The sequence below is a fragment of the Pseudomonas sp. NPDC087803 genome, from assembly GCF_044742995.1.
Taxonomy (GTDB): Bacteria; Pseudomonadota; Gammaproteobacteria; order Pseudomonadales; family Pseudomonadaceae; genus Aquipseudomonas.
In genome coordinates, this window is sequence record NZ_JBIUVO010000010.1 from 33,038 (window position 1) to 54,524 (window position 21,487).

The following is a 21,487-nucleotide window of genomic DNA, read 5'->3' on the forward strand; positions in this document are numbered from 1 at the left end:
CGTCCGGGCCTGCGCCACCATCGACTGCACAATAACGTCCAAGGAGCATTCGACGTGTTCGAACTTGCAGAGTGGCAGCGCCAGGCCGTTGCCTTGAAGTTTCCCGATAAAGCCGTAATCAATGGCCAGCATTGCGCCGCGCAATCGGGGCAGACCTTCGCCGCGATCAATCCCGCCACTGGCCAGTGGCTAGCGAATGTCGCGGCGTGTGGCGAGGACGATGTCGACGCAGCGGTGGCTAATGCGCGACAAGTGTTCGAGTCCGGCACCTGGGCGCAACGCCCGCCCGCCGAGCGCAAACAAGTGCTGCTGCGTCTGGCTGATCTGCTGATGGAGCATCGCGAAGAACTGGCCCTGCTCGATTCGCTGAACATGGGCAAACCGGTGATGGACGCTCACAACATTGATGTGCCGGGCGCCGCCGGAGTGTTTCGCTGGTACGCCGAAAGCATCGACAAACTCTACGACCAGATCGCCCCCGGCGCCGCCAATGTGCTGGCGACCATCACGCGTGAAGCGCTGGGCGTGGTGGCGGCGGTGGTGCCGTGGAATTTCCCGTTGGACATGGCCGCGTGGAAGCTCGCGCCAGCGCTGGCGACGGGCAATTCGGTGATCCTCAAACCGGCTGAGCAATCACCGTTTTCGGCGTTGCGTCTGGCAGAGCTGGCGCTGGAAGCCGGGTTGCCGGCGGGTGTACTCAACGTGTTGCCGGGGCTGGGTGAGCAGACCGGCAAAGCCTTGGGCCTGCACCCGGATGTCGATTGCCTGGTGTTCACCGGCTCGACGCAGGTCGGCAAATATTTCATGCAGTACTCGGCGCAGTCCAACCTCAAGCAGGTGTGGCTGGAGTGCGGCGGCAAGAGCGCCAATCTGGTGTTTGCCGATTGCCATGATCTGGATCTGGCGGCGGAAAAAGCCGCGTTCGGGATCTTCTTCAATCAGGGCGAAGTGTGCTCGGCGAACTCGCGGTTGCTGGTCGAGCGCTCGATTCACGATGAGTTTGTCGAGCGCCTGAAAGCCCAGGCCGAGCGCTGGTTGCCGGGGGATCCGCTCGACCCGCAAAGTCGTGCCGGGGCGATCGTCGATCAGCGGCAGACGGCGAGCATCATGCGCGCCATTCGCGCTGCCGAGCAGGCGGGTGCGACCCTTGTATGTGGCGGTCGGCAGCGGCGCTTCAATGGCTCGGACAACTTCATCGAGCCGACGATTTTCACCGGCGTCAGTGCCGACATGTCGCTGTTTCGTGACGAGGTGTTCGGCCCGGTGCTGGCGGTGGTGCCGTTCGACGATGAGGACGAGGCAGTGCGCCTGGCCAACGACAGCGTGTATGGGCTGGCGGCGTCGCTGTGGACCGATGATCTGCATCGCGCGCACCGCGTGGCCCGGCGGCTGCGAGCCGGTACGGTGTCGGTGAATACCGTCGATGCGCTGGACGTGACGGTGCCGTTTGGTGGTGGCAAGCAATCCGGTTTCGGGCGCGACCTGTCGCTGCACTCGTTCGACAAATACACCCAGCTGAAAACCACCTGGTTTCAGTTGCGCTGATTGCGGTTGATTTCAAAAGCAAAGATCGCAGCCTTCGGCAGCTCCTACAGGGCTCAGTGTCGCCCTGTGTAGGAGCTGCCGAAGGCTGCGATCTTTTTACTTTTCAGGACTGTGCACCATCCCCGCTCAGGGCGCTCTTTAGCGGTGCACGCTAAGCAGTTTTTTCATCATTTGCTGCCAACAATTTCCTGATTTTCCTCTGCCCGCACATGGGCCACCATCATTCTCGCCAGCCCGGTGTTTCACGCCAGAGTCCAGCAGAGACCGCAGCGTGGATTCCCCTCATCGGTGCCGGCCGTACTGCCCATGACAAAACTAAATCAACAGCGTCGGGAGTGCTCCATGATCAAGTCCTTGTGTATCCGTCTCACCCATCCTCTGGCAATCACCGCCCTGGCCGCCACGGTCGCGACTGGCGCTCAGGCCGGCACCCTGTCCATCGGCCATACCACCTGGGTCGGCTACGGCACGCTGTACCTGGCTCAGGACCTGGGCTACTTCAAGGAAAACGGCCTGACCGTCGAATTGCCGGTGGTGGAAGAAGCCTCGATGTACATGGCCGCCCAGGCCTCCGGGCAGTTGTCCGGCTCGGCCTCGACCATCGACGAAGTGCTCAAGTACCGTCCGCAGTTCTGCTTCAAAGCCGTGGCGGCGCTGGATGACAGCCACGGTGGTGACGGCGTGCTGGTCGGCAAGGACGTCAAGTCGTTGCAGGAGCTCAAGGGCCAGGCCGTCGCCGTTAACGAAGGTTCGACCTCGCAGTTCTGGCTCTCCTATCTGCTGAAAAAGAACGGCATGAAAATGAGCGACATCACCGTGCAGAACATGACGGCCGACGATGCCGCCACCGCGTTCATCGCCGGTCGCGTGCCCGCCGCCGTGACCTGGGAACCGCACCTGTCGATGGTCCGCGACAAGCAGCAGGGCAAGGTGTTGATCGACAGCAGCAGCACGCCCGGGGTGATCGTCGATGTGGTGGCGCTCAATTGCAGCGTCATCGAAAAACAGCCGCAGGACGTCAAGGCGCTGGTCGCCGGTTTGTACAAAGCGGTCAAGTACACCCAGGAGCACCCGGACGAGGCCTACGCGATCATGGCCAAAGGCGTCGGCGGTTACCTTTCCGATCCGAAGGAACTGGCCGCTGCCGCCAAAGGCGTGCGTTTCTACGATCAGGCCATGAGCGAGAAACTGCTCGGCTCGCCGGGCAACCCGGGTGACAGCGCCGCGCTGATCAAACTCGCCAACGAAACCGCCAGCGAACTGCAAGGCAAACCCTACAACGTCAGTCATGACGAGCTGGTCGACAACCGTTTCGTCAGCCCGCTCTAGGAGGTCCGCATGTTCAAGCGCAAATCATGGCTGAGCCGCTGCCTGACGCCCAAGACCGGATTGCCGGTGCCCGTGGTGTGGAGCGCCAGCGGTCTGGCCTGGGTGTTGTTGATCGGCCTGTGGGCCGGGCTGTCCTATGGCGGCATCGTTCCGGGGATGTTCCTGCCAACCCCCGGCGCGGTGCTCGAAGCGGCGCTGCGCCTGAGCCGCGACGGCACCCTCGGCACGCATGTGTGGGCCAGTGTCGAAGTGGTGATGGTCGGCTTCATCGTGTCGTCGCTGGTGGCGGTGCCGCTGGGGTTGTTGATGGGCAGCTTTCGCATCGTCCAGGCGTTCCTCGAACCGCTGGTCAACTTCATTCGTTATTTGCCGGTGACCTCGTTCGTGCCGCTGTTCATTTTGTGGATCGGCATCGGTCTGGAGCAGCGCGTGTCGGTGATCATCTTCGGCGTGTTCTTCCAGCAACTGGTGATGATCGCTGACGTGTCCAAAGGGATTTCCAAGGACCTGATCAACGCCTCTTACACCCTCGGTTCCAACCGGCGCGACGCGGTGCTGCATGTGATCGCGCCGGCGTCGGTGCCCGGCGTGCTCGACACCTTGCGCGTGACCATGGGCTGGGCCTGGACTTATCTGGTGGTGGCCGAACTGGTCGCGGCGTCGAGTGGCCTCGGTTACCTGAGCCTGAAAGCCATGCGCGGTTTTCAGGTCGACGTGATTTTCCTCGCCATCGCGATCATCGGCCTGCTGGGGCTGGTCACCGATCAACTGTTCCGCTTTCTCCGCTTGAGGGTTGCCGCATGGGCTCAGTAACTGCCGCCAATCATCGTTTCATCGAACCACGGGCAGCAGCGCCGCAAGCCGCGCCGCGCCTGCAAGTGGACAAGGTCAGCCTGCGTTACAAAAAGCCCGATGGCGGTACGTTCACTGCGCTGGAACAGGTGTCGTTCGAGGTGCCGGATCAGCAGTTCGCGGTGCTCGTCGGGCCGTCGGGTTGCGGCAAGTCGAGCCTGTTGTACCTGACCGCCGGCCTCGCCGAGCCTACCTCCGGCGAAATCTACGTCGGCGGTCAGCAAGTGCAAGGCCCCGGTGCCGATCGCGGCATGGTGTTCCAGAGCTACACGCTGTTTCCGTGGCTGACGGTGCGGCAGAACGTCGAATTCGGTCTCAAGCGGCGCGGCATGCCGGCGGCTCGGCGCAAGGAAATTGTCGATTACTACGTCGATGAGGTCGGCCTCAGTGGTTTCGCCGACAGCTACGCCAAACAACTGTCGGGCGGGATGATGCAGCGCGTGGCAATTGCCCGGGCGCTGGCCAATGATCCGCAGATCCTGCTGATGGACGAACCGTTCGGCGCACTCGACAGCCAGACCCGTTTGCAGATGCAACAGCTGTTGCTGCGGGTCTGGGGCAACAGCAAGAAGACCGTGCTGTTCGTCACCCACGATATCGACGAGGCGATTCTGCTCGGCGATCGGGTCTATGTGATGGGCGCGAAACCGGGGCGGATCAAGCAGATCCTCGACGTGCCGATCGAGCGCCCGCGCTCACTGGACATGGTCATGGAGCGCGCGTTTATCGACATGAAACGGGAGATTTTCGGGCTGCTGCATGACGACCTCGAGGAAGTGCATTGACCTGGAGTCATGCATCTTTCCCTGTGGGAGCGGGCTTGCTCGCGAAGGCGTAGTGTCAGCCGCCATCAACGTTGAAGACACACCGCTTTCGCGAGCAAGCCCGCTCCCACAGGGTTATGAGGGGTGTATGACTACGGAGCAGCGGGCAGCAGGAATCGCGCGATCACCGGCAAATGATCGGAAATGCGCAGCGTATCGTCCTGCCGCACCATCGCCTCGATCCGTTTGATCTTCGGGCTGTAGAACAGGTAGTCGACGGTGCGATCCGGGCCATTCAGGCCGGGGTCGTTGGGGTAGTGGGTCAGCCAGTGGGCGCGGTCGATGCCGCTGGCTTCGTTGTTGGTCGGGATCATCGGGTATTTGTCCCACAACAAATGCAGCGCGCTGTCGATCGAGTAGGGCGTGCGCTGCTCGGTGGGCAGGCGCTGGTACTGGCCCAGCGGCAACAGGTTGAAGTCACCGCCGATCAGCCATGGCAGGCCTTGGCTTTCGTACTTGTCGAGCACTTTGGCCACCGCCGTCACTTGCGCCCGCAAGGTGTCGTCCGGTTGGCTGGCGCGATCCAGATGGGTGTTGAATACCGTCAGTTGCCCGCCGTCGCTCAGCGGCAGCTTGGTGGCGAGCAGGGCGTCCTTGGGTTCGAACTGGCGCGAGATGAAATTCGCCGGGGGCACCGGCAATTGCAGGCGTTCGGCATGTTCGATGCGATAACGGCTCAGGGTCGCCAGTTGCCGGCCGACGCTGCCGAAGATGTGCGGGTCGGGGACAAAATCGGCCTTCCAGTCGAAGGCGTGGGCGCTGCATGGGTAAAGGTCGGTGACCCGCTCTTGCAGCAGCTTGAGCTGATTCTGGTAATCGCTGGCCTTGGCGCCGTCATCCAGTTCCTGCAACAGAACCACGTCGGGCTGCTCGTCGCGGATCACCCGTGCCACTTCGTCGAGGCTGAAAGCCATGTCTTCCAGGGTTGGCGACTCGTCGTCGCCGGAGGCCAGATCGTTCCAGAACACGTAGCGTTTGCCCGCCAGGTACTGCACGTTCCAGGTCATGACTTTCAGTGCCTGCCCGGGCACCAGGGTCGGCGGCGTACCGATGCAACTGACCGGCAGGGTTTCGCGGGCGCCGGGGCGCCAGGTCAGGCTGTAGATCAGCCCGCCGATCAGGACGATGGCGAGCACAATCAGCAACAGGGTGTAGCGCAGTAGACGGGGCATGGCTCGGCTTATCGCGTTACAAAGATGGCTCCGAGCATACCTGACGGTGAACGCTTGGCCCAAGGGCCACGAGGTCAGACCGCGCCGTTACGCTTGTCAGGCAATTCGCTGATCAGCATGAACAGGCGGAACAGCACCACACTGGTGAACAGTTGCAGGAAGCTGTGTGCGCTGTCGATCATGACCGCGATCAGCGGATTCTGTGGGTCGGGGTACACCGCCAGCGTCGCGCCCTTGAGCAGCCACAACGGCCCCATCACACACAAAATGCACAGCAGGATGCGCCAGAAATGCCCACGGGTCAGGCGCAGACTTTCCTTCATCGCCTGCAACGGCCCCATGCCGCGCAACACCAGCAGGTATTCACCGAACGCGAGCATCACCATCAGCATCAGGCCCGGCAGGAAATACAGCGACAGCCCCAGCAGGATCAACAAGGTATTGAGCGCCGTGAGCAGGGCGAAGCGCGGCCACAGGCGCGCGGCCATCGCCAGCAGGTCGAGGGTGCGCGGGGCTTCGCCACGGGTGCGGGCGTCGAGGAACAGAATCAACGCGGCGGTGTACAGCGGGTACACCAGCAGACCGACCACCACGCTGGCGGCGGAGAAACTGTCGGGGTCGGTGGCATGATCCACCACTTGCTGCAGCGCGGCCTCGAAGATCACCAGCGGCAGGCACAACTGCACGATGCTGGCCAGATGGCGTTTGAAAAAATACAGGGAGTCGCGCAGCACATCGAAGGCATTCATCAGTCGGTATCGCAGGTCGAAAACAGTGGCTCACTTTAACCGATGATGGGCGGGCCGACACAAACGTAAACATTCGGTAAAGGTCGTTGAAACATCCTGTCACTGCCTCCATTACAGAGGTGCGCCATGTCCACAGTGGGCACGGGCAATGTTATCCCCGGCAATCTACGAGGTCGCCATGAACAGCGAAGAGCAAACCCTGATCGATGGACTGTTTTCCCGGCTGCAACAGGCCGAAACGGAGGCAGCCCCGCGCGACGCCCAGGCCGAGGCGCGGATCAAGGAACACCTGACCCGCCAGCCGGCGGCAGGTTATTTCATGACCCAGGCGATTCTGGTGCAAGAGGCGGCCATCAAGAGCCTCGACGAACAGAACAAGCAGCTGACCCAACAAGTCCAGCAATTGCAGGCAGAACTGCAAGCGGCCAAGTCGCAGAGCGCGGCCCCGGCGCCAAGCGGCGGCGGTGGTTTTCTGTCGAGCATCTTCGGCGGCGGCAGCTCGCGTCCGGCGCCGACCCAGAGCGCTCCGGCTTCCACAGGCGGCTGGCGTGAACCGGCGCCGCAACAGAATTACGCTGCGCCAGCGCCACAACAGAACTACGCCGCGCCGCCGCCCAACTACGCCCAGCAAGCAGCCCCGGCAGCGGGCAGCAGCTTCCTCGGCGGCGCGCTGAAAACCGCAGCTGGCGTGGCCGGTGGCGTGATGCTGGCGCAGGGCATCAGCAGCCTGTTCCATCACAACCAGCAGCCTGAAGAAATCGTTGAAGTGATCAAGGAAGAACCGGCGCAAGTGGCTGACCAGAGCGGTAATGACTGGGGCAACGACCAGCGTGTGGCTGATAACGGTTTCTCCGGCAATGATCAGGGCGGATTTACCGACACTGATTACAGCGATGACAACTCGTCGTTCTTCGATGACGACGATTCGTTCGTCTGACGGATCGGTCGCCATTACCAAATCTGTGGTGAGGGGATTTATCCCCGATGGAGTGCGCAGCAGTCCCATTTTCGGGGCCGCTGCGCTGCCCATCGGGGATAAATCCCCTCACCACAATCCACCATCCGTCCGGAGTGGTGGGTCGATTATTCGCGCCACCTTCCTGTGGGCTGGCATACTGAGCGCCTTTTTCGGGCCTCGTGCCTGATTCCGCTTCGTGCGCTCGCGCGCTCACAGGAACTCCGGTGAAAAAAATCGCAGTGTTCGCCGATGTGCAGAACCTCTACTACACCGTGCGTCAGGCCTATGGTTGCCATTTCAACTACGCCGCGCTGTGGGCGGATGTGAGCAAGCACGGGCAGATCGTCGAGGCCTATGCCTATGCGATCGACCGTGGCGACAGCAAGCAGCAGCAGTTCCAGCAGATCCTGCGCAACCTCGGTTTCACCGTGAAGCTCAAACCCTACATCCAGCGCAGCGACGGCTCGGCCAAAGGCGATTGGGACGTGGGCATCACCCTCGACATCATGGACGCTGCCGACCACGTCGACGAAATCGTTCTGGCCTCCGGTGACGGCGACTTCGACATGCTGCTCGAACGCATCATCAGCAAGCACGGCGTGCAAGCGGTCGCCTATGGCGTGCCCGGCCTGACCGCCAACTCGCTGATCCGCGCTGCCAGCCGTTACGTGCCGATCGAAGGCGCACTGTTGCTCAAAAATTGATTTTTGTACGGAGTTGAACCCGGTTTGGAACGCATTGCAGTCATCGACTTTGAAACCACCGGCCTGTCGCCGAACAGCAGTTGTCGCGCCACGGAAATCGCCGTGGTCATGCTGGAAAACGGCCGTATCGTCGAGCGTTACCAGAGCCTGATGAACGCCGGCGTGCGCGTCCCGGCCTTCATCGAACAACTGACCGGCATCAGCAACGCCATGCTGCGCACCGCGCCTGCGGCGGAGCGGGTGATGGAAGAGGTCAACGAGTTCGTCGGCTGCACGCCGCTGGTCGCGCACAACGCCTCGTTCGACCAGAAGTTCTGGGACTTCGAACTGGGGCGGATCAAGCGCACCCGACTGCAGAACTTCGCCTGTTCGTTGCTGCTGGCCCGGCGCCTGATGCCGGCGGCACCGAATCACAAACTCGGCACCCTGACCACCTTTGCCCGCCTGCCACACACCGGTCAGGCGCACAGGGCAATGGCGGATGCGGAGATGGCAGCCAACCTGATGGCGCATTTGGCGGAAGAACTGCGGCACAAGCATGGCGTCCGTGAACTGTCCCATGACCTGCTGTGCAAACTGCAGAAAGTCCCCGCCGCGAAAGTCGGCGAGCACTTGCAGCGCTACCGCTGATCCCGAGAACGCTACAAATCCCTTGTGGGAGCGGGCTTGCTCGCGAAAGCGGTGTGTCATTCGGCAAAAGGTTGTCTGACACAGCGCATTCGCGAGCAAGCCCGCTCCCACATTTTGATCTTCTGAGTTCCTGATTACTTGCCGTTGGCTTCTATATGGCTGAGCGGCACACGCTTGTCGATCGCGCTCGACAGCACAATCGAGGTCTTGCTGAAGCCGAACTTCGCCACCCGGTTGATCAACTCTTCCAGTTCCGTCATCGAGCCCACCGCGCCCTTCATCATCACGCAGGGATCGCCGGTAACTCGAAAGCATTCGGTGAGTTGCGGGATTTTCACCAGTTCGTCGTAGACCTTCTGGCTGCCGTTCTGGTGCAGGCGCAGTTCGATCATGCACTGGATCGGCAAGCCGATTTTCGACAGGTCGATGTTTGCCTGATACCCGGTGATCACCCCGGACGCCTCAAGCTTGGCCACGCGTTCGGCCACTGCCGGGGCAGAGAGGTTCACCTTGCGCGCCAGATCGGCGTAGGACGCGCGACCGTTTTCCAACAGGGCGCTGAGCAGCATGCGGTCGTATTTGTCCAAGGCCGGACTCCTTAAATTGCCAGACTTTCGAAATCGTGGTTTATCCCGATGATCTCCGTTGTTTCAAAAGTGTACCGGCGCGATAAACAGGTTTTGTAGCTTATTTTTGCGCGCCAGCCTTTCTAGAATAATTCACACCCTGCCTCTGACTGTCGAGCTGCCCATGCCTGCCTTGCGCCGTTTTTCCTTGCCGTTGATCGCCGCGTTTTTCGCGCTGTATGTGATTTGGGGATCGACCTATCTGGTGATCCGCCTCGGCGTCGAATACTGGCCGCCACTGATGCTCGGCGGCGTGCGCTTCGTGATTGCCGGCAGCCTGATGTATGCGTTCCTGCGCTGGCGCGGGGCGCCGGCGCCGACCTGGGCGCAGTGGAAAGCGGCGGGGATCATCGGGGTTTTGCTGCTCAGTCTGGGTAATGGCGCGGTGAGCGTGGCTGAACACACGGGCGTGGCTTCCGGCGTGGCGGCATTGGCCGTGGCGACGGTGCCGTTGTTCACCTTGCTCTGCGGGTATTTCTGGGGCGCGCGCAATACGCGGCTGGAGTGGGCCGGGGTGGCGCTGGGGATTATCGGCATCGCCATGCTCAACATGGGTTCCAACCTGCAATCGAGCCCGATGGGCGCGGCACTGCTGATCTTCGCGGCGGCGACCTGGGCGTTCGGCTCGGTGTGGAGCAAACATCTGCCATTGCCGCAAGGGGCGATGGCCAGTGCCGTGGAGATGCTGGTGGGCGGCGTGGTGCTGTTGATCGGCAGCGCGGTCAGCGGCGAACACCTGCAAGCATTGCCGCCGCTGGAAGGCTGGCTGGCCCTGGGTTATCTGATTTTCTTCGGCTCGATCATCGCGTTCAATTCCTACATGTACCTGCTCAAGCACGTGCGTCCGGCGGCGGCCACCAGTTATGCCTACGTCAACCCGGCGGTGGCGGTGTTGCTGGGGATCGTGTTTGTCGGCGAGACCATCGGCATGGAAGAAGCGCTGGCGATGCTGGTGATCATCAGTGCCGTGGTGTTGATCGGTCTGCCGCAGTGGCGGCGGCCGGCGCGGCCGCTCGTCGTGGAGACGCCGAAGACCGCCATTCCAGCAGAGCAACGTGTGAATTAGGGTAAACTGCGCGCCATTGCATCCTTGTTTTGCGCAACCGCGCTGATTTTTCCTACGGTACTCCCATGACTTTCGCCACCCTTGGCCTGATCGAACCCTTGCTGCGCTCCCTCGAGAAGCTCGGCTACCAGACTCCAACGCCGGTCCAGGCGCAAGCCATTCCGGCCGTTCTGGCCGGTCGCGACCTGATGGCTGCGGCCCAGACCGGTACCGGCAAGACCGCCGGTTTCGCCTTGCCGCTGTTGCAGTTGCTGGCCATGGAAGGGCCGAAAGTGGCCGCCAATTCGGCGCGTGCACTGATTCTGGTGCCGACCCGCGAGCTGGCGGAGCAGGTTCATGAGTCGGTGCGCCAATACGCTGAAAACCTGCCATTGCGCACGTATGCGGTGTATGGCGGCGTCAGCATCAATCCGCAGATGATGAAGCTGCGCGGCGGCGTTGATGTGCTGGTCGCCACGCCTGGTCGCCTGATCGACCTGTTCCGCCAGAACGCGTTGAAACTCGATCAGTTGCAAACCCTGGTGCTGGATGAAGCCGACCGTATGCTCGACCTGGGCTTCTCCGAAGAACTGGCGAACATTTACCGCATGCTGCCGAAGAAGCGCCAGACGCTGCTGTTCTCCGCGACCTTCTCCGATGACATCCGCCTGCTCGCCGGGCAGATGCTCAACGATCCGCTGAGCATTGAGGTCAGCCCGCGCAACGTCGCGGCCAACACCGTCAAGCAGTGGGTGGTGACGGTGGACAAGAAGCGCAAGCCGGAACTGTTCGTGCACCTGATGCGCAAGAACAAATGGAAGCAGGTGCTGGTGTTCGCCAAGACCCGTAACGGTGTGGATGCGCTGGTGGAAAAACTCCAGGGCCTGGGCATCAACGCCGACGGTATCCATGGCGACAAACCGCAGGCGACCCGTCAGCGTGCGCTGGATCGTTTCAAGCTCAGCGAAGTGCAGATTCTGGTGGCGACCGACGTCGCCGCCCGTGGCCTGGATATCGAAGATTTGCCGCTGGTGGTCAACTTCGACCTGCCGATCGTCGCCGAGGATTACATCCACCGCATCGGTCGTACCGGCCGTGCCGGTGCGACCGGTGAGGCGATCTCGCTGGTGTGCGCGGATGAAGTGAACATGCTCTCGGCGATCGAGATGCTTACGCGTCAGACCTTGAAGCGCCAGAACGAGCCGGACTTCGAACCTGAGCACCGCGTGCCGGATACCGATGCCAGCGGCCAGGTGATCAAGAAGCCGAAGAAACCGAAAAAGCCGAAGACCTCCGGTGGCGGTGGCGGCAAGCGCAATCTGGGCAAATGGGTCGACAGCGGTGAGACTCAGGCGCCGGAGCCGTCGATCAAGCCTGTGCGCAAAGTACCGGTGTTCAATACCGGGCCGCGTAAGCGCAAGCCTTGATCTGATGTGGCGTCTGTAAGGACGCTTTCGCGAGCAAGCCCGCTCCCACATGGGTCTTCATTGAAATGGAGATCTCCTGTGGGAGCGGGCTTGCTCGCGAAGGGCGCGCCGCGGTCTTCAGCCTTGGCGCTGCAGCCACTGCAGCATCCCCAATCCTGCAGCCCGCCCGCTGGCAAAACACCCGGTCAGCAGATAGCCGCCCGTCGGCGCTTCCCAATCGAGCATTTCCCCCGCGCAAAATACGCCCGGCAACGCCTTGAGCATCAAGCGTTCATCCAGCGCTTCGAATGTCACGCCACCGGCACTGCTGATCGCTTCGTCCAACGGACGGGTTTTCACCAAGGTCAGCGGCAACGCCTTGATCGCCCGCGCCAACAGCGCCGGGTCAGCGAAGGTCTCGGCGCCAGTCAGCTCGCGCAACAACGCCGCTTTCACCCCATCTATCCCGACCTGACTGTGCAGATGCTTGGCCATCGAGCGCGCGCCGCGCGGTTTGCTCAACGCCGTCTGCAATTTATCCACAGGTCGGCCGGGCAGCAGATCTATGTGCACCGTGGCTGAGCCGTGCGTATTGATCGCCTCGCGAATCGGCGCCGACAGCGCATAGATCAGACTGCCTTCAACCCCGGTCGCGGTGATCACGCATTCGCCCAAGCGCGGCACGTCGTTGTTCAGCCCGATGGCGACATTTTTCAGCGGTGCGCCAGCGAATTTGCTGACAAGGAACTCGCTCCAGGACTGCACCTCGAAGCCGCAATTGCTCGGCTGCAACGGCGCCAGTCCTACGCCTTTTTGCTCCAGGGGCAGCATCCACGCGCCATCCGAACCCAGCCGCGACCAACTGCCGCCGCCGAGGGCGAGCAGGGTGGCATCGGGTTTGACGGTGATTTCGCCGTCGGGGCTGCTGATGCGCAGCGCGCCGTGTTCATCCCAGCCGAGCCAGCGATGGCGGGTGTGGATAACCACGCCGCTGTCGCGCAGGCGCTTGAGCCAGGCGCGCAGCAGCGGCGCTGCTTTCATGTCGGTGGGGAATACCCGGCCGGAGCTGCCGATAAAGGTTTCGATGCCCAGATCATGGATCCAGCGGCACAACGCATCGGCGTCGAAACCGCGCAGTAACGGCGCGATCTGCGGCGCGCGTTCGGCGTAGCGCGCGAGGAACGCCGGGTAAGGCTCGGAGTGGGTGATGTTCATGCCGCCGACCCCGGCCAGCAGGAACTTGCGCCCGACCGAGGGCATGCCGTCGTACAGATCGACGCGCACGCCGGCCTGGCTCAGCACTTCGGCGGCCATCAGGCCGGCGGGGCCACCGCCGATGATGGCGACGTGAGCGGGGAGGGGGGCGGAAGTCTGGGTCATGGCGTGCGCTGCGGTATGGCGGGATAAGGCGCGCATTCTAACAGCCGGGATCCGTGTAGGAGCTGCCGCAGGCTGCGATCTTTTGATCTGGGCCTTGAGAAAACAAAGATCAAAAGATCGCAGCCTGCGGCAGCTCCTACAGGGGGATCGACGGTAAATCTGGTGGGCTGGTTAAAAAACAACCATCGCGCTGTACGCCAGGTTCACTGCGGCCTGTAGTCCCTTTCGCTCAGGTTATCCACAGGCCGTTCCACAGCCATTGTGGGTAACGCAGCACAGCTTAGTGACAACCGTGTGACGTCCAGACCCGTTGCGCACTGTGATGGAGGATGCCGTGGCGGCGGGCGAGGGCTTGGCGATCCTTGCTGTAGCCGCCGCCGATCACACCGACTACCGGGATGTCGCGGCCCAGACAATGGCGCATCACGCTTTCATCGCGGGCGGCGACTCCGGCGTCTGTCAGCTGCAGATAACCGAGGGCGTCGTCCTTGTGCACATCGACTCCGGCGTCATACAGCACCAGGTCCGGTTGATACAGCGGCAGCAGGTAGTTAAGGGTCTCGTCCACCACCCGCAGATAGTCGGAATCGCCCATGCCTTTGGGCAGCGGAATGTCCCAGTCGCTTTCGGCCTTGCGTGCCGGAAAATTCTTTTCGCAATGCAGGGATACGGTGATCGCCTCGGGGGTGTCGTGGAGGATCCGCGCAGTGCCGTCGCCCTGATGCACGTCGCAATCGAAGATCAGCACCCGGTTCACCCGACCGCTTTGCAGCAGGTAATGGCTGATGATCGCCAGGTCATTGAAGATGCAGAAGCCGGCCGGGTAGTCGTAGTGGGCGTGATGGGTGCCGCCGGCGAGGTGGCAGGCCAGACCGTGCTCCAGGGCCTTTTCCGCCGCGAGAATCGAGCCGCCAACGGCCCGCACCGTGCGCCGCGCCAAGGCTTCGTTCCACGGTAGACCGAGGCGCCGCTGGTCTTCGCGGGACAACTCGCCGCTCATGTAGCGTTCGATATAGCGACGGTCATGGGCCAAGGCGAGGATGTCATTGGGGCAGATCTCGGGACGCAGCAGGTCGGCGTCGCGGGTCAAGCCGCTGTCGACCAGGTGATCGCGCAGCAAGCGGAACTTGTCCATCGGAAAGCGGTGATCCGCCGGAAACTCGGGGCTGTAGTCTTCGTGGTAGATCAGCGGCAGTGGCATGGCGACTTCATGTAGGAACGATGGAAAGAGTGAACGATCCTACCAGCGATGTAGACTTGCGGCATGGAAACGGAGGGGCATGATGGAGCCGATTCAGGAACTTGAAAGCGCACGCCTGCTGATGCGTCAGTGGCGCGACGAGGATTTGCCGGAATTTGCGGCGATGTGCGCCGATCCTCAGGTGATGCGCTACTTTCCGGCGCCGCTCAGCCGTCTGGAAAGTGCCTCGATGATCGGCCGGGTGCGCGGGCATTTCGCCGAGCACGGTTACGGCCTGTGGGCGCTGGAGCGCAAGGACAGTCGCGAGTTCATCGGTTTTACCGGTCTCGGCGTGGTCGGCTTCGATGCGCCGTTCACCCCGGCGGTGGAAATCGGCTGGCGTCTGGCCCGCGAGCATTGGGGCCTGGGCTATGCCAGCGAAGCGGCGTGGACGGCATTGCGCGCAGGCTTTGATCGGCTCGGGCTGAAGGAGATCGTCTCCTTCACCGCGCAGAGCAATCTGCCGTCGGAGAAAGTCATGCAGGCGATTGGCATGCAGCACGATCCGGCCGATGATTTCGATCACCCCAGAGTTGCCGTCGATCACCCGTTGCGCCGGCATCTGTTGTACCGAATTACCAGGGAGCAATGGCTGCAAACCCTGCATGGCTAAGCCGACACGGACGTTTACAATGGCGCGACAGTGGCTCGCGCCAGAACCTGAATGGGCCGCCGCAGCCAAGACTGCGCGGCATAGCGTTGTGTGAGGAGAGTCTGAATGAGCCAAGTGTTGGAAGATCTGGTCGACCTGCTGACCCTGGAACCGATCGAGGAAAACCTGTTCCGTGGCCGCAGCCAGGACTTGGGTTTCCGTCAGCTGTTCGGTGGCCAGGTGCTCGGTCAGTCGCTGTCGGCGGCCAGTCAGACGGTTGAAGAGGCGCGCCATGTGCATTCGATGCACGGCTATTTCCTGCGCCCGGGCGATGCGAAGTTGCCGGTGGTGTATTCGGTGGATCGCGTGCGCGATGGCGGCAGCTTCAGCACGCGGCGGGTCACGGCGATCCAGAAGGGCCACCCGATTTTTACCTGCAGCGCGTCGTTTCAGTACGACGAGGCCGGCTTCGAGCACCAGAGCCAGATGCCAGTGGTGGTCGGCCCGGAAAACCTGCCGTCGGAGCTGGAACTGACCCAGCAACGCGCGCACCTGATTCCCGAGCACATGCGCGAAAAACTGCTGTGCCCGAAACCGATCGAAGTGCGCCCGGTCACTGAAAAAGACCCGTACAACCCGCAACCGGCCGATCCGGTGAAATACGTGTGGTTCCGTGCTGATGGCGCGTTGGCCGACATTCCGGCGCTGCACAAATACCTGCTGGCCTACGCCTCGGACTTCGGTTTGCTGACCACTTCGATGCTGCCGCACGGCAAGTCGGTCTGGCAGAAAGACATGCAGGTCGCCAGCCTCGATCACGCGCTGTGGTTCCACAATGATCTGCGCGCCGATGACTGGTTGCTCTACGCGATGGACAGCCCGTGGGCCGGCAATTCCCGGGGTTTCTCCCGTGGCAGCGTATACAACCGCGCCGGGCAACTGGTGGCGTCGGTGACCCAGGAAGGCCTGATCCGTCACCGCAAGGACTGGGCATGAGCCTGAGCGATGTGAAGCACTGGGTGTTCGACATGGACGGCACCCTGACTGTCGCCGTGCATGACTTTGCGGCGATCCGCGTGGCGCTGGCGATTCCGCCCGAGGACGACATTCTCACCCACCTCGCGGCGTTGCCGGCCGAGGAGGCCGCGGCGAAACATGCGTGGTTGCTCGAGCATGAGCGCGATCTGGCGCTGGGTTCGAAACCGGCGGCGGGTGCGGTGGAGCTGGTGCGCGATCTGCACGAGCGTGGTTATCGCCTCGGCATTCTGACGCGCAATGCGCGGGAGCTGGCGCATGTGACGCTCGACGCCATCGGTCTGGCTGACTGCTTTGCTGTAGAAGATGTGCTGGGCCGCGATGAAGCGCCTCCCAAGCCGCATCCCGGCGGATTGCTGAAACTGGCCGAAGCCTGGAACGTGCCGGCAAGCGACTTGGTGATGGTCGGGGATTACCGCTTCGACCTGGATTGCGGGCGGGCGGCCGGGGCGCGGACGGTGCTGGTGAATCTGCCGGACAACCCGTGGCCGGAGCTGACGGACTGGCATGCGCAGGATTGTGTCGAGCTACGGCGGATGCTTTTGGCCTGAGTTCTTCGGTGCCTGCCAGAACGCCTTCGCGAGCAAGCCCGCTCCCACATTAGATCTTCGGTGCACAGAGATTTTGTGTAATGCATCAATCCAATGTGGGAGCGGGCTTGCTCGCGAAGAGGCCAGAAAGGCCACCGCAAGGATTACTGATCAAACAGCGCTTTCTGCCCCTCCGGCGACGTCAGCATCCCATCGCCGTTATGCCCGACCCCGGGCACTTCCACCAGCCGCTGATTCACCCCTTCCGGATGGCGGCGCAACAGGTAACTGAAAAACAGTTTGCCCCGTTCCAGTCGATACGCGCCCTGCGCTTCGGCGGCGCAACCCTTGTCTAGCGCCGGATGTTGCGGGTCGGTGTCCTGCTGCCCCAGCAGATAAATCACCTCGCGTTTGATGTAACTGCTTTCAAGCTGCAACGGCGTTTGCCCACCGGCGTACACCGGCATGTCTGCCAGCCCGTACTTCCAGCGATTGAAGCCCGGGCACTGGGCGTGATCGAACGCCACTGGCCGCTGTTCGTTGAAATACGCGTACGACGACGGATTGGCCACCACATACCGCAGGCGAATGCCGTTGGCCTTCAGTGCCGGTTGCTCCTTGGCCAGCAGGGCGTAGCGCTGCACCACTTGTCCGCCGCCGGAATGGCCGAAAATCACGATCTGCTGCACATCCGGAAACTGCTTGCGATCGCTGACCCGGGCGACGATGGCGTCGAGGGCGGCGTAGGAACTCAGCGGTTTCGGCCCTGTGGATAACCCGCCACCCATCCACTCATTGCCTTTCCAGCGCAGCAATGTGTTGGGCAGGGAGTACAGGGCGACATCACTTTCGTTGAGAAACTGCGGCGCGATCACCAGCGTGTGCGCGGTTTGCCCAGCCAGTTCAGTGGCGCGCTCGGCACTCTTGCGGTAGGTCTCGGCATTGCGCAGACGACCGTGAATGACGATCAGCACTCGTTCGATCTTCTCCGGTGCCGGGCTGATGCCCACGGCCATTTCGCCGGCCTCGAATTGCAGGCGCCCGGGGCTGATGGCATCGACGCCTGCCGCGTGCGCGTTGCCGCCGATGATCAGTAAAGCCAAAAGCCAGTTGCGCATTTACAGGTTTTTCGCCGCGAAGGTATCGCACTGGCCGACCTGGCCCTGGGCGAAACCGGTTTTGAACCAGCGCACCCTTTGCGCCGACGTGCCATGGGTAAACGAGTCCGGCACCACACGGCCCTGACCCTGTTGTTGCAGGCGATCATCACCGATGGCGTTGGCCGCGTTCAAGGCCTCTTCGACGTCACCCGGTTCCAGCCAGTTCAGGCGCTTCTGCGCATGGTAGGCCCAGACGCCGGCCAGGCAGTCAGCCTGCAACTCCTGACGCACCAGCAAACCGCCGTCGCCCTGCATCTGCCGACCCTGCTGACGAGCTGCCTGAATTTTCGCCGAGACGCCGAGCAGCGTCTGCACATGGTGGCCGACTTCGTGCGCGATCACGTAGGCCTGGGCGAAGTCGCCGGCAGCCTTGAAGCGCTGGGCCATTTCCTGGAAGAAGGCCATGTCCAGATAGACTTTCTGATCCGCCGGGCAATAGAACGGGCCGGTCGCCGAAGTCGCCAGACCGCAGGCGGAATTCACCCGGTTGCTGAACAGCACCAGCGTCGGGTCCTTATATTGGCGGCCGGCCTGCTGGAAAATCGCGCCCCAGGTGTCTTCGGTATCGCCCAGGATCGACCGCACGAATTCGGCTTGCTGGTCGTTGGCCGGTGGCGCCTGACGGGTTTGCGTCGTGGCCGGCGACGATTGTTCGGTCATCTGCCCGGTGAGCTGGCCGAGGATCTGCAACGGGTCCTGCCCGGTGATCCAGCCGATGCCGACGATCAGCAGGATCGCCCCCAGACTCAGGCCTTTGCCGCCACCGAAACGCATGCCACCGCCACCGCTGTCGCCCTCATCACCCCGGGCATCGACGACGTTGTCACTGCGTCGGCCTTTTTTCCATAGCATGTGGGAATCCTCTTTCTGTGCGTGGTGATGAGTGTTGCTGGTGTGTGAGTGTGGCGCCAGTCCGGTCGTCCGTCTATTCGCGCGCACGCAAGCAGGCCCGGCCTCGGGTGACGAGGGCGGGCCTGTTATTGACGAGCGTGTGCGCGACTAATTCAATCCATCGGCGGATTTCTCTTGGCGCGCTGGGCGTCAGCGATCGAAGGCATCCCACACCGGGGCGAAATCCGGGCTGACCTGACGCTGATTCTTCGGCAGTGCGGCGATCAGTGCGCGGTCTTCGGCGTCCAGTTCAACCTGCAGCGAAGCCAGGTTCGCCAGTTGATTGGCGCGGCTGCTGGCCTTGGGAATTGCCGCGACGTTGGGCTGATCCAGCAGCCATTTCAATGCGACCTGAGTCGGCAGTACGCCGTGTTTTTTCGCGATCTGCTGAATCTGCGCAATGTCCGAGACCTTGTTGCGCGCCAGCGGTGTGTAGGCGGTCAGCGCCAGATCGTGTTGGCGCGCGTAGTCGAGCAGGGCGTTCTGGCCGAGCAGGACGTGGTACTCGACCTGAATTGCCGAGAGGGCAATACCGTATTCCTCGACGACTGTGCGCAGCAGCGGCAGAGGAAAATTCGCCACGCCGATGTTGCGCGCCAGACCCTGTTCCTTGAACGAGGCCAACGTGTCGAGGGTGCGCGGCAGATCCCAATCGGTGCTCGGCCAGTGGATCATGAACAGGTCGACGTAATCGCTGCGCAAGGCCTTGAGGCTGCGCTGCATCGAGTGGCGCATCGCGTCGGGTTGCAACTGATCCCACCAGACCTTGGTGGTGACATGAATCTGCTCGCGGGGTGTCGGTGTGTTCGCCAATGCTTGTCCGACGGCGTCTTCGTTGTTGTAGGCCGCTGCCGTGTCGATGTGCCGGTAGCCGAGTTCCAGCGCCTGCTCGACGGCACGGGTGCATTCGTCGCCGAGCATCGGCCAGGTGCCGAGGCCGAGTTTCGGCATGTTCAAACCCTGGGCGTTAACGATGTGCTGCATGGTCGATCTCCTGTTCGAAAGCAGTGATGCCGGCGATATGCCGGGCGGCGATGTAACCGAAAGTCAGCGCCGGGCCGAGGTTGATCCCGCCCGCCGGATAGTGCCCGCCCATGATGCTGGCCATGTCACCACCGGCGGCGTAGAGCCCGGCGATGGGCCGGGCATGGGCGTCGAGCACTTGCGCATGCGGGTTGACCTTGAGCCCGGCAAAGGTGCCGAAGCAGCCCGGTTGGACTTTCACGGCATAGAAGGGGCCTGTCTCTATTGGGGCAACGCAAGGGTTGGGAAGGTTCGCCGGATCGCCCTGCTTGCGGTTGTAAGACGTTGAACCGCGGCCGAACAACGGGTCCTCGCCAAGGCGCGCATGCGAGTTGTAGTGATCAACAGTGCGGCGCAACCCGCTGGGATCGATACCGCAGGCGCTGGCCAATTCTTCAAGGGTGTTGCCGGTTTTCAGATAGCCGCGGCGGATAAATCCTGACACCGGTACGGGAAAGGGCCGCGACATGCCCAGGCCATATCGCCGTTGGAAGGCATGGCTGCAAATCAGCCACGAGGCGACTTCCTCGCCTTCAGGCGTGGCGGCAACCATGGCGCTGACGTAGTCGTAGTAACCGTTGGCTTCGTTGACGAAGCGCTGACCGTTACGCAGTACGCCGATGATTCCCGGTTTGCCGCGTTCGATGATGTGCGGGAAATGGCCGATGCTGCCGTCGGCATGCGGCACTTGCGAGACCGGCGCCCACGCCACCGGCGAAGCCACGTCGGTGTTGACCGTGGCGCCGACGCTTTCGCCCAGGCGCAGGCCATCGCCGTTCACTGCCAGCGGTGGCAGTGCCCAGTGTTCATGCCCCGTGGGCGTGCGCGGAAACAAGGCTTTGCGCCGCTCGATGTCGTTGGCGAAACCGCCGGCGGCCAGCACCACGGCTTTGCGTGCATGAACGCGGATCGGGCCTTTGGCGCTGCTGACCAGCGCGCCGCAAACCCCTGCTTCATCGCGCAGCAGTTCGGTCACTGGCGCTGACTCCCATAACAGCACGCCAAGGTCCGCGGCGGACTTCGCCAGCCTTGCGACCAGCGCCACACCGTTGACCAGTTGCATGGCCCGGCCGTGTAGCGCGAGATCCAGCAGATGACGGGTAAAACGACGGGTTACGTGCCACGCGGCTTTCGGTGATCGACTGAGATTGAGGAACGCCGAAAGATCGGCGCCGGCCATGATCGGCATGCCCATGAAGGACGTTTCGCGCATCGTTGTACGCAGGCGCCTGAGCAGGCGTCCGACTTTTCGTCCGTCGTAAGGCGCCGCGATGACCGAGCGACCGCCCGTGCCCGCGCCGGGTGTATCGCCATGAATGTCGGCGATGGCGTTGCCGTCGGCAAATTGCAGAGCGGTATGCTGTTCGAAAAACGCCACCATCTGCGGCCCGGCGGTGAGGAAGGCATCGACCATTGCCGGGTCGTAATGCTCGCCGAGTTCGTGGCGCAGGTAAGTGCGCGGTTGCTCAACGTCCTCGACGATGCCTGCGCGCCGGGCCAGCGGATTGCACGGCACCCACGCCCAGCCGCCGGACCACGCGGTGGCACCGCCGAATACCGGATCTTTTTCAACCACGATGACTTTCAGACCATGCCACGCCGCAGTGACCGCTGTGGATAAACCGGCGGCACCGGAGCCGACGACCAGAACGTCGCAGTCGATTTCGGGAAGTTCGGCAGACATCAGGCAACGCTCCGCAGCTGGGTTTTATTGGAATTGGATTCCAGAAACTAACCAATGAGGTATCGCTGCAACAAGGCTTGTTTCAGTAAAGTGGGCGGTTATCGCCCGGCCA

General features: G+C 62.4%; 21 protein-coding genes. 12 read left to right on the forward strand and 9 right to left on the reverse strand.

Annotation, left to right across the window (positions count from 1 at the left end; genetic code table 11):
* The first annotated feature begins 54 nt into the window (after positions 1 to 54).
* The 4 genes from ACIOUG_RS09020 to ACIOUG_RS09035 all read left to right on the forward strand — a co-directional run bounded on the left by ACIOUG_RS09020 (position 55) and on the right by ACIOUG_RS09035 (position 4,511).
* Positions 55 to 1,545, forward strand: a complete 1,491-nt coding sequence (locus tag ACIOUG_RS09020; protein WP_401064512.1) for an aldehyde dehydrogenase — start codon at positions 55 to 57, stop codon at positions 1,543 to 1,545.
* A 342-nt stretch (positions 1,546 to 1,887) separates the two neighbouring features.
* Positions 1,888 to 2,874: an ABC transporter substrate-binding protein gene (locus ACIOUG_RS09025; protein WP_401064514.1), complete on the forward strand. Its 987-nt coding sequence runs from the start codon at positions 1,888 to 1,890 to the stop codon at positions 2,872 to 2,874.
* A 9-nt stretch (positions 2,875 to 2,883) separates the two neighbouring features.
* Complete coding sequence (locus tag ACIOUG_RS09030) at positions 2,884 to 3,687, forward strand: ABC transporter permease (RefSeq protein WP_401064516.1); 804 nt, start codon at positions 2,884 to 2,886, stop codon at positions 3,685 to 3,687.
* The gene (locus ACIOUG_RS09035) at positions 3,675 to 4,511 is read left to right on the forward strand and encodes an ABC transporter ATP-binding protein (protein WP_401064519.1); all 837 of its coding nucleotides are present in this window, start codon (positions 3,675 to 3,677) and stop codon (positions 4,509 to 4,511) included. Before ACIOUG_RS09030 ends, ACIOUG_RS09035 begins: the two co-directional genes overlap by 13 nt.
* A 131-nt stretch (positions 4,512 to 4,642) precedes the next feature.
* On the opposite strand, the gene ACIOUG_RS09040 is transcribed toward ACIOUG_RS09035, so the two are convergent.
* Positions 4,643 to 5,722 carry an endonuclease/exonuclease/phosphatase family protein gene (locus ACIOUG_RS09040; protein WP_401064522.1) on the reverse strand — a complete coding sequence of 360 codons (1,080 nt, stop codon included), beginning with the start codon at positions 5,720 to 5,722 and terminating at the stop codon, positions 4,643 to 4,645.
* 74 nt (positions 5,723 to 5,796) lie between these two features.
* Entirely contained in the window at positions 5,797 to 6,471 is a 675-nt protein-coding gene (locus tag ACIOUG_RS09045) for a YciC family protein (RefSeq protein ID WP_401064525.1), read from the reverse strand.
* A gap of 178 nt (positions 6,472 to 6,649) precedes the next feature.
* Here ACIOUG_RS09045 and ACIOUG_RS09050 point away from each other — a divergent pair, with 178 nt between their 5' ends.
* The 3 genes from ACIOUG_RS09050 (at position 6,650) to ACIOUG_RS09060 (ending at position 8,763) form a co-directional block, all read left to right on the forward strand.
* Positions 6,650 to 7,408, forward strand: coding sequence for a DUF2076 domain-containing protein (locus ACIOUG_RS09050; protein WP_098965755.1), 759 nt, complete (start codon positions 6,650 to 6,652; stop codon positions 7,406 to 7,408).
* A 245-nt stretch (positions 7,409 to 7,653) separates the two neighbouring features.
* On the forward strand, positions 7,654 to 8,133 hold the full coding sequence (locus tag ACIOUG_RS09055; protein WP_041065128.1) for an NYN domain-containing protein: 480 nt from the start codon (positions 7,654 to 7,656) through the stop codon (positions 8,131 to 8,133).
* Positions 8,134 to 8,157: 24 nt separating this feature from the next.
* Positions 8,158 to 8,763, forward strand: a complete 606-nt coding sequence (locus tag ACIOUG_RS09060; protein ID WP_401064528.1) for a PolC-type DNA polymerase III — start codon at positions 8,158 to 8,160, stop codon at positions 8,761 to 8,763.
* Between the two features lie 134 nt (positions 8,764 to 8,897).
* Here the strand turns inward: ACIOUG_RS09060 and ACIOUG_RS09065 are convergent, their stop codons facing one another.
* On the reverse strand, positions 8,898 to 9,350 hold the full coding sequence (locus tag ACIOUG_RS09065) for an Lrp/AsnC family transcriptional regulator (protein ID WP_401064530.1): 453 nt from the start codon (positions 9,348 to 9,350) through the stop codon (positions 8,898 to 8,900).
* Between the two features lie 163 nt (positions 9,351 to 9,513).
* Here ACIOUG_RS09065 and yedA point away from each other — a divergent pair, with 163 nt between their 5' ends.
* Positions 9,514 to 10,455, forward strand: a complete 942-nt coding sequence (gene yedA, locus ACIOUG_RS09070; RefSeq protein WP_401064532.1) for a drug/metabolite exporter YedA — start codon at positions 9,514 to 9,516, stop codon at positions 10,453 to 10,455.
* Between the two features lie 65 nt (positions 10,456 to 10,520).
* Positions 10,521 to 11,861: a DEAD/DEAH box helicase gene (locus tag ACIOUG_RS09075; protein WP_003228472.1), complete on the forward strand. Its 1,341-nt coding sequence runs from the start codon at positions 10,521 to 10,523 to the stop codon at positions 11,859 to 11,861.
* A 117-nt stretch (positions 11,862 to 11,978) separates the two neighbouring features.
* On the opposite strand, the gene ACIOUG_RS09080 is transcribed toward ACIOUG_RS09075, so the two are convergent.
* A complete protein-coding gene (locus tag ACIOUG_RS09080) occupies positions 11,979 to 13,220 on the reverse strand; it encodes a TIGR03862 family flavoprotein (protein WP_401064535.1) in 1,242 nt (413 codons plus the stop codon).
* 280 nt (positions 13,221 to 13,500) lie between these two features.
* Positions 13,501 to 14,421: a histone deacetylase gene (locus ACIOUG_RS09085; RefSeq protein WP_401064537.1), complete on the reverse strand. Its 921-nt coding sequence runs from the start codon at positions 14,419 to 14,421 to the stop codon at positions 13,501 to 13,503.
* Positions 14,422 to 14,503: 82 nt separating this feature from the next.
* On the opposite strand from ACIOUG_RS09085, the gene ACIOUG_RS09090 reads away from it, so the two are divergent.
* From ACIOUG_RS09090 to ACIOUG_RS09100, 3 genes are all read left to right on the forward strand, one after another.
* Entirely contained in the window at positions 14,504 to 15,073 is a 570-nt protein-coding gene (locus ACIOUG_RS09090; protein ID WP_401064647.1) for a GNAT family N-acetyltransferase, read from the forward strand.
* Positions 15,074 to 15,178: 105 nt separating this feature from the next.
* Positions 15,179 to 16,048 carry an acyl-CoA thioesterase II gene (tesB, locus tag ACIOUG_RS09095; RefSeq protein WP_003228466.1) on the forward strand — a complete coding sequence of 290 codons (870 nt, stop codon included), beginning with the start codon at positions 15,179 to 15,181 and terminating at the stop codon, positions 16,046 to 16,048.
* On the forward strand, positions 16,045 to 16,638 hold the full coding sequence (locus ACIOUG_RS09100) for an HAD family hydrolase (protein WP_401064539.1): 594 nt from the start codon (positions 16,045 to 16,047) through the stop codon (positions 16,636 to 16,638). Before tesB ends, ACIOUG_RS09100 begins: the two co-directional genes overlap by 4 nt.
* A 143-nt stretch (positions 16,639 to 16,781) precedes the next feature.
* On the opposite strand, the gene ACIOUG_RS09105 is transcribed toward ACIOUG_RS09100, so the two are convergent.
* The 4 genes from ACIOUG_RS09105 to ACIOUG_RS09120 all read right to left on the reverse strand — a co-directional run bounded on the left by ACIOUG_RS09105 (position 16,782) and on the right by ACIOUG_RS09120 (position 21,375).
* Complete coding sequence (locus tag ACIOUG_RS09105) at positions 16,782 to 17,735, reverse strand: alpha/beta fold hydrolase (RefSeq protein ID WP_401064541.1); 954 nt, start codon at positions 17,733 to 17,735, stop codon at positions 16,782 to 16,784.
* Positions 17,736 to 18,629 (reverse strand): neutral zinc metallopeptidase, encoded by an 894-nt coding sequence (locus ACIOUG_RS09110; protein WP_401064544.1) that lies wholly within the window; start codon positions 18,627 to 18,629, stop codon positions 17,736 to 17,738.
* Between the two features lie 189 nt (positions 18,630 to 18,818).
* Complete coding sequence (locus tag ACIOUG_RS09115) at positions 18,819 to 19,652, reverse strand: aldo/keto reductase (protein WP_401064546.1); 834 nt, start codon at positions 19,650 to 19,652, stop codon at positions 18,819 to 18,821.
* Positions 19,636 to 21,375 carry an FAD-dependent oxidoreductase gene (locus ACIOUG_RS09120; protein WP_401064548.1) on the reverse strand — a complete coding sequence of 580 codons (1,740 nt, stop codon included), beginning with the start codon at positions 21,373 to 21,375 and terminating at the stop codon, positions 19,636 to 19,638. Before ACIOUG_RS09120 ends, ACIOUG_RS09115 begins: the two co-directional genes overlap by 17 nt.
* Positions 21,376 to 21,487: the final 112 nt, after the last annotated feature.

Bases quoted from the DNA above. Each gene is read 5' to 3' on its own strand.
- ACIOUG_RS09025 (WP_401064514.1), top strand. From the start codon at position 1,888: ATGATCAAGTCCTTGTGTATCCGTCTCACCCATCCTCTGGCAATCACC.
- ACIOUG_RS09030 (WP_401064516.1), top strand. From the start codon at position 2,884: ATGTTCAAGCGCAAATCATGGCTGAGCCGCTGCCTGACGCCCAAGACC.
- ACIOUG_RS09035 (WP_401064519.1), top strand. From the start codon at position 3,675: ATGGGCTCAGTAACTGCCGCCAATCATCGTTTCATCGAACCACGGGCA.
- ACIOUG_RS09040 (WP_401064522.1), bottom strand. From the start codon at position 5,722: ATGCCCCGTCTACTGCGCTACACCCTGTTGCTGATTGTGCTCGCCATC.
- ACIOUG_RS09045 (WP_401064525.1), bottom strand. From the start codon at position 6,471: ATGAATGCCTTCGATGTGCTGCGCGACTCCCTGTATTTTTTCAAACGC.
- ACIOUG_RS09050 (WP_098965755.1), top strand. From the start codon at position 6,650: ATGAACAGCGAAGAGCAAACCCTGATCGATGGACTGTTTTCCCGGCTG.
- yedA (WP_401064532.1), top strand. From the start codon at position 9,514: ATGCCTGCCTTGCGCCGTTTTTCCTTGCCGTTGATCGCCGCGTTTTTC.
- ACIOUG_RS09075 (WP_003228472.1), top strand. From the start codon at position 10,521: ATGACTTTCGCCACCCTTGGCCTGATCGAACCCTTGCTGCGCTCCCTC.
- ACIOUG_RS09080 (WP_401064535.1), bottom strand. From the start codon at position 13,220: ATGACCCAGACTTCCGCCCCCCTCCCCGCTCACGTCGCCATCATCGGC.
- ACIOUG_RS09085 (WP_401064537.1), bottom strand. From the start codon at position 14,421: ATGCCACTGCCGCTGATCTACCACGAAGACTACAGCCCCGAGTTTCCG.
- ACIOUG_RS09090 (WP_401064647.1), top strand. From the start codon at position 14,504: ATGGAGCCGATTCAGGAACTTGAAAGCGCACGCCTGCTGATGCGTCAG.
- tesB (WP_003228466.1), top strand. From the start codon at position 15,179: ATGAGCCAAGTGTTGGAAGATCTGGTCGACCTGCTGACCCTGGAACCG.
- ACIOUG_RS09100 (WP_401064539.1), top strand. From the start codon at position 16,045: ATGAGCCTGAGCGATGTGAAGCACTGGGTGTTCGACATGGACGGCACC.
- ACIOUG_RS09105 (WP_401064541.1), bottom strand. From the start codon at position 17,735: ATGCGCAACTGGCTTTTGGCTTTACTGATCATCGGCGGCAACGCGCAC.
- ACIOUG_RS09110 (WP_401064544.1), bottom strand. From the start codon at position 18,629: ATGCTATGGAAAAAAGGCCGACGCAGTGACAACGTCGTCGATGCCCGG.
- ACIOUG_RS09115 (WP_401064546.1), bottom strand. From the start codon at position 19,652: ATGCAGCACATCGTTAACGCCCAGGGTTTGAACATGCCGAAACTCGGC.
- ACIOUG_RS09120 (WP_401064548.1), bottom strand. From the start codon at position 21,375: ATGTCTGCCGAACTTCCCGAAATCGACTGCGACGTTCTGGTCGTCGGC.